The 11,334-nt window shown below is 75.1% G+C and carries 12 protein-coding genes; 6 read left to right on the top strand and 6 right to left on the bottom strand.

Annotation, left to right across the window (positions count from 1 at the left end):
- Positions 1–137: 137 nt before the first annotated feature.
- Positions 138–1,958, bottom strand: a complete 1,821-nt coding sequence (locus ACWEMJ_RS16535; protein ID WP_452137746.1) for a cellulase family glycosylhydrolase — start codon at positions 1,956–1,958, stop codon at positions 138–140.
- 269 nt (positions 1,959–2,227) lie between these two features.
- On the opposite strand from ACWEMJ_RS16535, the gene ACWEMJ_RS16530 reads away from it, so the two are divergent.
- Positions 2,228–3,166 (top strand): carbohydrate kinase family protein, encoded by a 939-nt coding sequence (locus ACWEMJ_RS16530; protein WP_452137745.1) that lies wholly within the window; start codon positions 2,228–2,230, stop codon positions 3,164–3,166.
- Positions 3,167–3,190: 24 nt separating this feature from the next.
- On the opposite strand, the gene ACWEMJ_RS16525 is transcribed toward ACWEMJ_RS16530, so the two are convergent.
- Positions 3,191–3,934, bottom strand: a complete 744-nt coding sequence (locus ACWEMJ_RS16525) for an SDR family NAD(P)-dependent oxidoreductase (RefSeq protein WP_452137744.1) — start codon at positions 3,932–3,934, stop codon at positions 3,191–3,193.
- A 90-nt stretch (positions 3,935–4,024) separates the two neighbouring features.
- Between ACWEMJ_RS16525 and ACWEMJ_RS16520 the strand changes: the two genes are divergently transcribed.
- Entirely contained in the window at positions 4,025–4,900 is an 876-nt protein-coding gene (locus ACWEMJ_RS16520; RefSeq protein WP_452137743.1) for a LysR family transcriptional regulator, read from the top strand.
- Between the two features lie 19 nt (positions 4,901–4,919).
- Here the strand turns inward: ACWEMJ_RS16520 and ACWEMJ_RS16515 are convergent, their stop codons facing one another.
- From ACWEMJ_RS16515 to ACWEMJ_RS16505, 3 genes are all read right to left on the bottom strand, one after another.
- Complete coding sequence (locus tag ACWEMJ_RS16515; protein WP_452137742.1) at positions 4,920–6,164, bottom strand: FAD-dependent monooxygenase; 1,245 nt, start codon at positions 6,162–6,164, stop codon at positions 4,920–4,922.
- A gap of 139 nt (positions 6,165–6,303) precedes the next feature.
- Complete coding sequence (locus ACWEMJ_RS16510; protein ID WP_452137741.1) at positions 6,304–6,960, bottom strand: hypothetical protein; 657 nt, start codon at positions 6,958–6,960, stop codon at positions 6,304–6,306.
- Positions 6,961–6,988: 28 nt separating this feature from the next.
- Positions 6,989–7,735, bottom strand: coding sequence for a histone deacetylase (locus ACWEMJ_RS16505; protein ID WP_452137740.1), 747 nt, complete (start codon positions 7,733–7,735; stop codon positions 6,989–6,991).
- A 76-nt stretch (positions 7,736–7,811) separates the two neighbouring features.
- Here ACWEMJ_RS16505 and ACWEMJ_RS16500 point away from each other — a divergent pair, with 76 nt between their 5' ends.
- The 3 genes from ACWEMJ_RS16500 to ACWEMJ_RS16490 all read left to right on the top strand — a co-directional run bounded on the left by ACWEMJ_RS16500 (position 7,812) and on the right by ACWEMJ_RS16490 (position 10,064).
- Positions 7,812–8,399 carry a TetR/AcrR family transcriptional regulator gene (locus ACWEMJ_RS16500; protein WP_452137739.1) on the top strand — a complete coding sequence of 196 codons (588 nt, stop codon included), beginning with the start codon at positions 7,812–7,814 and terminating at the stop codon, positions 8,397–8,399.
- Entirely contained in the window at positions 8,399–8,797 is a 399-nt protein-coding gene (locus ACWEMJ_RS16495) for a hypothetical protein (protein WP_452137738.1), read from the top strand. Before ACWEMJ_RS16500 ends, ACWEMJ_RS16495 begins: the two co-directional genes overlap by 1 nt.
- A 244-nt stretch (positions 8,798–9,041) precedes the next feature.
- The gene (locus tag ACWEMJ_RS16490) at positions 9,042–10,064 is read left to right on the top strand and encodes a hypothetical protein (RefSeq protein WP_452137737.1); all 1,023 of its coding nucleotides are present in this window, start codon (positions 9,042–9,044) and stop codon (positions 10,062–10,064) included.
- Positions 10,065–10,156: 92 nt separating this feature from the next.
- Here ACWEMJ_RS16490 and ACWEMJ_RS16485 read toward each other — a convergent pair whose 3' ends face one another.
- Positions 10,157–10,798, bottom strand: coding sequence for an NADPH-dependent F420 reductase (locus ACWEMJ_RS16485; RefSeq protein WP_452137748.1), 642 nt, complete (start codon positions 10,796–10,798; stop codon positions 10,157–10,159).
- A gap of 85 nt (positions 10,799–10,883) precedes the next feature.
- Between ACWEMJ_RS16485 and ACWEMJ_RS16480 the strand changes: the two genes are divergently transcribed.
- Positions 10,884–11,249 carry a winged helix-turn-helix transcriptional regulator gene (locus ACWEMJ_RS16480; protein WP_452137736.1) on the top strand — a complete coding sequence of 122 codons (366 nt, stop codon included), beginning with the start codon at positions 10,884–10,886 and terminating at the stop codon, positions 11,247–11,249.
- Positions 11,250–11,334 lie beyond the last annotated feature (85 nt).

The raw sequence follows: 11,334 nt of genomic DNA, 5'->3' as shown, positions 1-11,334 counted from the left end.
CGACAGCGTGCCGACGGCCAGCACCACCGCGTACAGCTGCACCAGCGTCAGCAGGCCCGCCGCCCAGGCCGCCGGCACCGTCAGCAGCACGGCGGTTGCCCCCGGTGGGAGCCGACGGGCGGACGCCGCAGCGGGGCTCAGGAGGTCGCCGTGCAGACCGGCGTCGCGGAGGCTGCCGCGGAGGAGTCCGTGCGGGTCGCCTGAACGCCGAAGGTGGTGGACGCCGCCGGGGCCAGCGCCCCGTTGTAGGACAGGCTGCCCGCCGTCACCGCCTGCCCGCTGCGCGTCACGTTCGCCCCCCAACTCCCGCTGATCTGAAGGCCGGTGGGCCACGTCCAGGCCACCTGCCAACCCGTGGTCGCGGCGGCGCCGGTGTTGGTGACCGTCACCGTCGCGGTCAGGCCGCTGCCCCAGTCGTTCAGGCTGATCACCGCCGAGCAGCCCGCGCTGCCCCCGCCGCCCGCCGACGTGGTCGCGGTGACCGCCGCCGAGGACGCCGACACGTTGCCCGCCGCGTCCTTCGCGCGGACCGTCCAGCTGTACGTCGTCGCCGCGCTCAAGCCGCTGTCGGTGTAGGACGTTCCGGCCGTCGAGGCGACCTTCGTCCCGCCCCGGTACACGTCGTACCCGGTGACGCCGGTGTTGTCCGTGGACGCCGACCAGGACAGCGAGACGCTGCTCGCCGTGGTGCCCGTCACCGCCAACCCGCCCGGCACGGACGGCGCTTGGGTGTCACCCGTGCCGCCGCCGCCCGAACCACCGGTGAAACTGGGCGACTTGACGGAGGCCAGGTAGCCGTCCTTCACCGTGTTCACGGTCGTCCAGTCGTCGTTCAGGATGCCGCCGGTGTCGCCCGAGTTCGGGTTCCACGACCAGAACGTCCACTGGAAGGAGTCCGCGCCCGCCGTCGCCGTCGGCCGCAGGTACTGCACCAGCGCCTTCAACCACGCCTGGTCGACGGTGGACTGGAGCGTCGTGCCGAACTCGCCGACCCACACCGGGGCGATGTTCTGGTTGAACAGGTAGCCCCAGTTCCTGTCCCAGATGCCCGGCATGTTCGACGGGAAGCTCGGGTCGGAGAACCAGGACTGCTGCGCCACGCTGGTCGCGTAGTCGTGCGCCGAGTACACCACCCGGTTGGCGACGCTCAGTTGGACCGGGTACTGGCCCGCGCCCTGGAGGTTGCCGCCCCACCAGTAGGAGGAGCCGTTGAAGGACTGCACGCCCTCCACGAAGACCAGCAGCTTCGGGTTGGCCGACAGCACCGCCTCGCCGCCGCGCTGCGCGGCCAGCCGCCAGTCGGTGGCCTGGTCGCCGCAGCCCCAACAGGCCGGGTCGTGCGGCTCGTTGTGCAGATCGATGCCGATCACCGCCGCGTTGCCGGCGTACCGGCCGGCCAGCGTCTTCAGGTTCGCCAGCCAGGTGGATTCCGGTACCGAGGAGGTGTACCAGAGGGCCGACTGCCCGGCGGAGTCCGGGCGGTGGCGGTCCAGGATCACCTTCATGCCCACGCTGCCGGCGTAGCCGACCAGCTTGTCCATCACGCCGAGCGAGTTCAGGCCGACCAGGTCGGCGTTCATGCCGCCCGAGGTGTTCAGACTGGTCGGGGTGGTGCCCTTGAAGATGTCGTCGCTGTACGGCATCCGGATGGTGTTGTAGCCCAGCGACTTCATCTGGTCGATCATCGACCTGTAGTCGCGGCTCCACAGGCCGTGCGGCACGTAGTTGGAGGTCTCGAAGCCGAACCAGTTGATGCCGGCGATCCGGACCGGATTGCCGGCCTCGTCCAGGATCTGCCGGCCGCTGGTGTGCCAGAAGCCGGCGCCGGCCGCGGGCGCCGCCTCCGGGGCGGCGGGGGCGGCCGGACTGGCCGGGGCGGCCGGAGCGGCGGCGAAGGTGACGGTGAGCAGGGCGGCCAGCGCGGCGAGCAGGGCGGCTGGGCGGCGTGGGAGTCGCATGGTCTCGTTCCTCTCCGGACGCGGGTGGGCGCCCTTGGGGGTGCGGGCCATGAGGCCAGACGCGTCCGGGCGGTGTCAACGACTGTGGGGGCGCTCCCAATTGAGGTGCGGATACGCGGGCGGCGGCCTGAAAGGTACATCGGCCGGCCGGGGCGCGCCGACTGCGCCGCTTTGACGCGGGACGGGTCGCGGTGATGGAGTCCGAACCGGTCCGAGGTGCGTCGGGCGTGCGTCCGGTGCGCGTTCGCCCCGGTGGGAGGTTGGTTGCGATGGCGGGTCGGTCGATCACCGTGATCGGGGAGTGCGTCGCGGACGCGTTCGTGGAGCGCGGCGCGGCCCGCCCCGGGGAGTTGGCGCTGCGGGTGCTGCCCGGCGGCGGCCCGGCGAACACCGCCGTGGCGCTGGCCCGGCTCGGCACGCCCACGCGCTTCCTCGGACGGCTCTCCGGCGACCCGTTCGGCGAACTCTTCCGCGCCCACCTGGCCGCCTCCGGAGTGGACCTGTCGGGTGCCGTGCGGGCCGCCGAGCCGAGCACCCTGGCGTTGGCCGCGCTCGACGGCGACGGCCACGCCGACTACTCCTTCCACGCCGAGCGGACCGCCGACTGGCAGTGGACCGACGGGGAGCTGGCGTCCGCCCGGAGCGACGGCGCGGTGTGCGTGCACACCGGTTCGCTGGCACTGGTCCGCGAGCCCGGCGGCCCGCGGATCGAGGACCTGCTCGCCGACGTGCGGGCCGGCGCCACCGTCTCGATCGACCCCAACGTCCGCCCCCTGCTGGTCGATCCGGCGGCCTACCGGCAGCGCCTGGCCCGCTGGTGCGAGCTCGCCGACCTGCTGCGCCTGAGCGCCGACGACCTGGCGCTGCTGCTGCCTGGCGCCACCCCCGAGCAGGCCTGCGACCACTGGCACCGGGCCGGCGCCCGACTGGTGGTGATCACCCTGGCCGAACACGGCGCGCTCGCCTCCCTCGACGGCCGGCGGATCCGGGTGCCCGCGCCGCCGGCCGCCGTGGTGGACACCGTCGGCGCCGGCGACTCGTTCACCGCCGGCCTGCTCCACTCGCTGGCCCAACAGGACGTGCTCGGCGGGAGGTTGGACACGCTGACGGACGACGGCCTGGAGCGCGCCTGCGAGTTCGCGGCGCGGGTCGCGGCCCGGACCGTCGCGGTCGCCGGGGCCAACCCGCCCTGGGTGTCGGAGCTCTGAGTCTCCTCGTCGCCCGACGGCACCTCACCAGGGCAGTGGGCCGTCCTCGTTGAAGAACCGCCCGGTCGGGCCGTCGGCGGGAAGGGTGGCCAGGCGGATCGCGATCGCCGCGCCCTGGGCGGGGGTGCGGGGGCCGCGGTGGTCGTTGAGGTCGGTGCCGCAGAAGCCCGGGCAGGCCAGGTTGACCAGGATGCCCTCGCCGCTCAATTCCTTGGCGTACTGCACCGTCAGGGCGTTCAGGAAGGTCTTCGACGGCGCGTAGGCGGCCGAGGGCGGCCCGACGAACCCGTCGGCGTCGAACTGGAGCGCCAACGAGCCCACGGCGCTGGACATGTTGACGATCCGCGGCGCGGCGGAGCGGCGCAGCAGCGGCAGGACCGCGTTGGTCACCCGCATCACCCCCAGCACGTTGGTCTCCACCACCTGCCGCACCAGCGCCAGGTCCACAATGAGCGGCCCCTGCGCCCAACTACCGGCTATCGCAGCGTTGTTGACGAGTGCGTCGAGCCGGTCGGTACGCTCCGCCAGCAGCTCGGCGGCGGCCGCCACGGACTCGTCGTCGGTGACGTCCAGCGGCACCCCGAACGCGTCGACGCCGCGGGCGCGCAGCGACCGCACCGCGTCCTCGCGCCGCTGCGCGTCCCGTGCGCCGACGCCGACCTGCCAGCCCAACTCGCCGAGCCCCGCCGCGATTTCGTAGCCGATGCCCTTGTTGGCGCCGGTCACCAGCGCCACGGCCCGGTCGCTCGTGTTCGTGTTCACGTTCATGCGGCCATGGTCGGGCCGGCGGCGGTGCTGTGGCCAAGACCGGTTCGGTGGCCCGGCGATACCGTACGGGTATCGCCGTAGGATGGGCCGGTGGAGACCAGGGAACTGCGCTACTTCGTGGCCGTGGCCGAGGAGTTGAACTTCGGGCGGGCGGCGCGGCGGCTCGGGATGGCGCAGCCCCCGCTGTCGCGGGCCATCGCGCAGCTGGAGCGGCGGCTCGGCACCGTCCTGCTGGAACGCGACAGCCGGGGCGTGGCGCTCACCGGCGCGGGCCGCGTGCTGCTGCGCGAGGGCCGCACCGTGCTGGCCGCGGTCGCCGCCGCCGAGGAGCGCACCCGGCGGGCCGGGCAGCCGCCCGGGCTGGTGCTGGCCGCGAAGGCCGGAGCCGGGCCCGAACTGCTGGCCGCCCTGCTCGACGCGTACGCGGCCGGGCCGGACGCGGTGCCGGTGGACCTGCGGCTGTGCCGGGTCGGCGAGCAGGAACGCCTGCTGCGCGAAGGCGCGGTGGACGCGGCGCTGCTGCACCTGCCGTTCGACTCCACCACCGGACTCGACAGCGAGGCACTGCACACCGAGGGCCGCGTCGCCCTGCTCCCGGCGAACCACCCGCTGGCCGCCCGCCCCACCCTGCGCCTCGCGGAACTCGACGCCCTGCCGGACCTGCCCGCCCCGCGCTTCCCCCGCCGGGACGGCGGCTACCCCGACGGCCCCGGCCCCGAGATCCGCGACAGCACCCAGCTCAACCAGCTGATCGCACTCGGCCGGACGCACGCGGTCCTCCCCGAGTCCGCCCGCAACCAGCTGCGCCCCGGCGTCGCCGTCGTCCCCGTCCCGGACGCCCCGCCCGTCACCACCGTCCTGGCCTGGGCCCCTGCTGCGCGCTCCCGTGCGCTGGCGGCGCTGGTGCGGGCGGCGGTCGAGATGTCCGGGGGCGGGGTGAACGACCTGGTGATCACGACGAGTTGAGCGGCCGGGCGGGGCGGCGTCAACGGGTGATCGGATCGGGGGCGGTGGGTGGCCGCCAGTCGTAGGTGGGGGCGGTGCGGTCGAGCAGGACGCGGGCGGGGAGGCGTCCGGCGAGGGCGAGTGCGCCGTCGCGCAGCAGGGTGCCGGGGCGGGAGCGGACGGCGACCACGCGGCTCACGGTGCGCGAGCCCGCCACGATGCGGGAGGTGCGCGGCAGGCGGGCGGCGGAGTAGGCGGGCAGGCCCGCCGCGACCGACTCCGGGGCGAGGTCCGGGGAGGGCAGTGCGGCGGCGAGGACCACCGCGTCCTCGACGGCCTGGCAGGCGCCCTGGCCCTGGAACGGCGACATGGCGTGCGCGGCGTCGCCGAGCAGCGCGACCCGTCCGCGGTGGAACGACGGCAGCGGGTCGGTGAGCTCCCACACGTCGTGCCGCAGCACCGCGGCGGCGTTCGTGCGCCGCAGCAGTTCCGGCAGCGGGGCGCACCAACTGCCGTACCGGCGCAGCAGTTCGGCGTGCTCGTCGCCGTCCGCCGCGCGCTGCCCCGCCGGGGCGAGGGCGGCCGCGTACACGTACACCCGCCCGCCGGCGAGCGGCACGACGCCCGTCAGCGCGCCGCGTCCCCAGACTTCGCCGACGGCGGCGGGCGGGCGTTCGGGGGCGTCGACGACCGTGCGCCAGGTGGTGAACCCCGAGTAGCGCGGCCCGGGGTGCTGCGGGAACAGGTGCGTGCGGGTGGCGGAGTGGATGCCGTCGGCGGCGACCACCAGGGACGCCCGGTGGCGGCCGGCCGGGGTCTCGACCACCGCCGGGTTCCGGTCGTCGCCGGCGTCGACCAGCGCGGCCGGGGAGCCGGTGCGGACGGTGCCGGGCGGGAGGGCCGCCAGCAGGGCGGCGAGCAGCTCGGCGCGCGCCACCGCGATCACCGGCTCGCCGAAGTGCCGCCGCACCGCGTCGCTGTCCGTCCGGGCCAGCCACCGCCCCGACGGGCGCCGCAGGCCCATCGCCGGGTGCTGCACCGCGAGGGCGCGCAGGCGCGCCCCGACACCCAGAACGTCCAGGGCCCGCAAGGCATTCGGCGCCAGGGCCAGCCCCGCGCCGACGGGTTCGAGGTCGGCGGCGCGCTCGTGGACGGTGACCGGGACGCCGCGCCGGTGCAGCGCGAGGGCGGCGGCGAGGCCACCGATGCCGGCGCCGAGGACGATCGCGGGGCGCGCGGCCGGGTCGGGGTGCGCGGCTGGGTCGGGGTGCGGGGCGGAGGGCATGACGGGGCTCCCATCGGCCGACTGGACTACAGATGTAGTGGGGCTTGCCGAGGTCGAGCGTACTACGGCTGTAGTTCGAGTGGGGAGGGGTGCTGCTCGCCCGATCGCCTGCGGCGTGCCGTCCCGGGCGGGACGGTGCTCACCGCGACGGCTGCCCGGCGCGCGGGAGTTCGCCGACCCGGGCGAGCACGTGTCCGCCTTCGCCCGCGCACCACCAGACGGCCGCGCCGTCCCGCTCCGAGCCGTGGACGCCGAGGCCGTGTCGGGGGCACACCGGCCAGACCTGCCGGGTCGATTCGAGCAGGCTCTCCTGGATCATGATCGCCAGGTTGGCCAGCGCCGTGGTCGGCTCGTCGCACATGCCCGGCAGGATGTGGCCGCCCCGGTCGAGGCGTTCGCCGTCGGCGAGACGGACACCGGCTCCCGGGGGGAACCAGCCGTCCAGGACCTCGATCTCCGGTTCGCCCCGGATCCCGCGCGCGGACAGGTCGCGGGCCACGATCCGCAGCGCGGAGCGCAAGGTCTCCAGACGCTCGGGGGCGAGGTCGAAGCCGGGATCGAAACCCGCGTCGTCCAGGATGCGCCGGGCCAGGGCCGCCATTTCTGCCGGTGGCACGTCGGCCGGGTTCCGCTCGACGACCTCCAGGACGGCGGCGGTGGGGTGGAACCGGTCGAGCAGGTCGCAGGCGAGGGCGACCACGTCCTGCGGGTCGAGGGCGTCCTCGCGCAGACCGAGGTAGACCCGCCGGCCCAGGGTTTCGGTCGTCGCTCCGTACGGGGATGCGGTGTCGTTCACCGGCCCAGTATCGCGACGCTGCGAGGCGTCAGCTGTCCATGGGGTTCGCGCGGAGGGCCTGGAGGACGGCTTCCGGGGTCCAGTGGGCGGTGGCGCCCGGGCGGGTGGCGAGGTAGGCGGCGGATCGGGCGGGGGTCCAGTGGTGGGCCTCGGCGAGGCCGGCGGCGAGGTTGGCCAGGTAGCGGGCGGCGGGCGGGTTGAGCTCGGCGTCGGCGAGCGGCCAGGGGGCGGTGAAGGTGAGGACGGGGACGCCGTCGAGGGTGCCCGGGCAGATCAGGGTCTCGTAGCGGCCGGGGCCGAACTGGTCGCGGCCGGCGCTCAGGACGCGAGTGAGGTCGAGCTCGGGGCCGGGGGCGCGGCGCATCTCCTGGGCGGCGATGTCGGCGAACTGCTGGGCGGTCAGGAAGTAGGCGCGGGCCGGCATGTCGCCGTCGCGGGTGGGGTCGTAGAAGGCGCTGCCGCCCGTCCAGGTGGGCGATTCGAGCGCGAAGTACAGGATGCCCGGCAGCAGGATCGGCAGCGTCCGACCCGGTGGTGTGCGGTCGCGGCAGCCCGGGTACGTGCGGCTCGCGCCCGGCGGTCGGCCGCCGGCGATGTAGCGGGCGAGGCGGCGGGCGTGCATGTTCGACCCGTACGCCGCGTACCAGACCGGGCTGCCGGGGCCGAGCGGGCCTGCCGGGCCGTCGTGGTCGGGCAGTGGCGAGGTCCGGCGGACGGTCGGCAGGCGCCGGGCGGGCCGGGCGTCCCGGGGGTGCGGTGGTCGCGAGTCGGTCATGTCGCCGACGGTATCCGGACGCTGACGCTTCGTGCGCTTTTGGGGGTTGCGGCCGGGGCGCGCGATGATGCCGGGTATGACTGTGGCACGACCGATCCGGATTGCCGACGCGGCCATCGCCGTGATCGCCGAGCGCGGCCTGCGCGGCCTGACGCACCGGGCAGTGGACGAGGCGGCCGGGCTGCCGGTGGGATCGACGTCCAACCTGGCCCGGACCCGGTCGGCGCTGCTCGAACTGGCCCTGGTGCGGATCGCCGAGGTGGAGTCGGCCGGCCTGATCGGCGACGCCCCGACCCGCCCGGTCGAGGACGCCGCAGCGGCCCGACGACTGCTGCTGGCCGTGGTGGCGGACGGCCTGGCACACGCGCTGACGGACGGGCGGACGCTGACGGTGGCCCGGATCGAGCTGGCCCTCGAAGCCGCCCGGCGGCCCGAACTCCGTTCCGTCTACGACCGGTTGGGCGCGGGCTTCCAGGAGGTGGCCGGGCAACTCCTGCGGGCGTGCGGCTCGACGGAGCCGGTCGCGGACGCCCGGCGGCTGCTGCGCTGGTGCGAGGGCGTGCTGTTCAACGGGACGGCGGGCGCCGGCCACGCGAACCCGCCCGGCCGAGCCGAACTGGCGGCCGACGCCGACCGGTACCTCGCCGCGCTGCTGGACCGTTGATGGCCGCGATCGAGCTGCCGCCCGGCTCCTGGTGGGACTGGGACGTGGTCTCGTGGCACCCGGGCTGCCTGGTGCTGGGCGCCGGCCACGACCTGAGCTACCACCACCTGCTCGAACTGCACTTCGACGACCCGGAGTTGGTGTCCGTCCCGGCCTTCTTCCAGGATCCGGTCTTCCGCGACCCGACCCCGGCGGAGACGGCCCACGTCCGGGCGCGACTCGGCGCGACGCCACCGGTCCTGGTGGCCTTCACCGCGGACGGCGGCGGCCCGGAGCCCGTCGAGGGCCTGATCGCCGCAGCCGGGGTGCGAGTGGTCGAGGGGCGGGTCTTCCGCTACTGGCGCGGGGAGTTGGCCCCGGGCGAGCGCCTCGCGCCCTGGGTGCGACCGCCGGTGTGAGGGCAGTGGATCGGTTCACCTGAGGGCGGTTCGAGCGGCAGTCGGCGCGCTTGAGGGCGGCTGCTGCTCGGGGCTGGTTCGCGATCCCATTGGCCGGGCTGGGCGAGGAACTCCCGCGCGCCGAGCGCAGGGGAGAACGCCAAGCGAACGCCATGGAGTGCCAGTGCGGTGTTGGCCAGGATGGTTCCCGGCCCGAGGTCCGCGTACGACCGGGCCGACCGTCCGAACCGCGCAAGGAGGCCGGATGACCCAGCGAGAACTGGGCGGCGATCCCGACTGGTTACCCGCCTCGCCGCCGCTGCCGAAGGGGGAGTCGTCCATGGCCAGGCCCGATCCGGGAGATGTCCGGACGCCGCAGGAATTCGTCGGCCGACTCCGGGAGTTGAAGGCCTGGTCCGGCAACCCGTCGCTGCGTGAACTGGAGCGCCGCACCAGCTGCCCGCGCAGCACCCTCGCAGGGGACTTGAACCCGCAGCGCTCCCGACTCCCGCCGCTGGAGCGGGTGTTGGCGCTCGGTGTCGCGTTCGGGACGCCGGTGGAGGAGCTCGCGCGGTGGAAGGCGGCCTGGCAGCGGGTTCAAGTTGTGGAGCAGGCAGCCGAGTTGGCGGAACCGGAGGTGGCTGTCGCCGAACGGGAAGTGCTCCGGGGGGCCGAGGAGCCGGAGGCCCGGGCGGGACGCCGCCGAACGGCCGGGCTGCGCCCTGCGTGGCCGCTGCTGCCGGTCGGAGGTCTGGTCGTCGCGCTGCTGGCCCTGCTGTCGGCCGCCGCACCGGTCGGAGGCGGGCGCGCGGTCGGCGACCGGCCTTCGTCTCCGGGTATGCGCCAACTTCCGGACGATTGCGGCTACTTGGGGAGGATCGGCGACGAGGGGACCGGCTCCCCGCGCGAGGCGGCCGTCACGACCGGTGAGTCCCTGCAGATCGCCCGCCCGGTCGCCGCCGGCGACACGCTGATCGTCACCCTGGTCCTCGCCGGTGCCGCCGCCGGCCCCATCACCGTGCGGGACACGGCCGGAAACCGCTACCGGGCCGTCCGCGACGAGACGGCCGGTGACACCCGGCTGACGGTCTTCGCGCTCTTCGACGCCAGACCGCTCGACTCCCTGGACCAGATCACCTTCCGCTGGCCGAGCGCGAAGCACGACCACACCTCGATCGACGAATTCCGGGGCAGTGCACACCTCGCCCCAGGCGGGAACACCGAGCAGTGCGGGGACGGTGGCGCCACGACCGCGCTCCGCGACAGCACGGGGATGGCGCCCCGCTGACCCGCGCCGGGCACGGTAGCTCGTCCGTGCAGTCGGCCCGCGAACTGCCCCGATCGCGGGCCGACTTCGCCCTGTGGAAGGGCGGTCGGAGGTCAGCCGGCGGCGTGGGCGAGCGGTGGGGCGATCGCCTGGACGTCGGCCTGTTCACCGACCCAGAGGCCGATGTACAGGGCGGCGTTGGCCTCCAGCAGGTGGGCGCGGGCGAGCGGGCCGGCCTGGACGGGCGTGCAGCCGAGCGCCCGGACCAGCGTGGTGGCGTGGGCGAGGGCCTCCGGGTGGTCGCCGCACAGCGGGACGGCGAGGGGGCGGCCGTCGAACACCGGCGGCCGCAGACGCCAGACGCTCTCGTGGCACAGGTTGAACGCCTTCACGACCCGGGCGTCCGGCGCCGCTGCCGCCAACTGTTCGGCGGCGGACGGGCCTTGGCCGGTGAGCAGCGCGAAGCCCGGCCCGACCGGATTGGCGCAGTCGAGCAGCGTGCGGCCCGCCAACGCCGACCGCAGCTCGCCCACCACCCCCGCCCCCGCCCCGTACGGCAGCGCGACGAGCACCGCCTCGCCGGCCTCCGCCGCCCCGCGCAGGTCGGCCGGGCGGACCCCGTGGCCGATCCGCTCGGCGAGCCGGCGGGCCCCGGCCCCGTCCCGGCCGCCGACCGTGACCCGGTGCCCGGCCCGGGCCCACTGCCCGGCCAGCGCCTCGGCCATCCGGCCGGTTCCGAGCACGCCGACCGTCATCGCGTCGCTCATCAACTGCTCCCATTCATCGGCGGGTTGCTGATCTCCTTCGACAGTAGGGAGGCGGTCGGGCACCATTCGGTACGTGACCGCCGACGCCTTCCTCGCCGACTGCCGAGCCCGCCTTGCCTTCGACCTGCTCTCCAACACCTGGAACGCCGTGGTGCTCTGGGCACTGCGCGACGGCCCCTGCCGCCACGTCGAACTCCGGGAACGCATCGGCGGCATCAGCTCCAAGGTGCTCACCGAGACGCTGCGCCGCCTGCAACACTCCGGCCTGGTCGCCCGTCAGCCCCAACACCCCGGCGTTGAATACGAGTTGACCGCTCTCGGCGGCACCCTGCTGGCCCCCATCGACGCCTTCGGGGCCTGGGCGTTCGAGCACGGCGACGAGGTGCTGGCCGCCCAGGACGCGGCGGACGCGGCCGAGGCTTCGGCGGCCCGCCGGTGAGCGCGGGACAGCCGGGCGCGGCGGAGATCGCCGGGTGGCTGCGCGCCGTCGCCGAGGGCCGGGCGGCACCTGGGGAAGGGTGAGG

This window comes from Kitasatospora sp. NPDC004531, assembly GCF_053602195.1.
The sequence above is the reverse complement of the archived record's forward strand: the minus strand, read 5'-3'. Positions and strand labels throughout refer to the sequence as shown.

Bases quoted from the DNA above. Each gene is read 5' to 3' on its own strand.
- ACWEMJ_RS16535 (WP_452137746.1), bottom strand. From the start codon at position 1,958: ATGCGACTCCCACGCCGCCCAGCCGCCCTGCTCGCCGCGCTGGCCGCC.
- ACWEMJ_RS16530 (WP_452137745.1), top strand. From the start codon at position 2,228: ATGGCGGGTCGGTCGATCACCGTGATCGGGGAGTGCGTCGCGGACGCG.
- ACWEMJ_RS16525 (WP_452137744.1), bottom strand. From the start codon at position 3,934: ATGAACGTGAACACGAACACGAGCGACCGGGCCGTGGCGCTGGTGACC.
- ACWEMJ_RS16515 (WP_452137742.1), bottom strand. From the start codon at position 6,164: ATGCCCTCCGCCCCGCACCCCGACCCAGCCGCGCACCCCGACCCGGCC.
- ACWEMJ_RS16505 (WP_452137740.1), bottom strand. From the start codon at position 7,735: ATGACCGACTCGCGACCACCGCACCCCCGGGACGCCCGGCCCGCCCGG.
- ACWEMJ_RS16500 (WP_452137739.1), top strand. From the start codon at position 7,812: ATGACTGTGGCACGACCGATCCGGATTGCCGACGCGGCCATCGCCGTG.
- ACWEMJ_RS16495 (WP_452137738.1), top strand. From the start codon at position 8,399: ATGGCCGCGATCGAGCTGCCGCCCGGCTCCTGGTGGGACTGGGACGTG.
- ACWEMJ_RS16490 (WP_452137737.1), top strand. From the start codon at position 9,042: ATGACCCAGCGAGAACTGGGCGGCGATCCCGACTGGTTACCCGCCTCG.
- ACWEMJ_RS16485 (WP_452137748.1), bottom strand. From the start codon at position 10,798: ATGACGGTCGGCGTGCTCGGAACCGGCCGGATGGCCGAGGCGCTGGCC.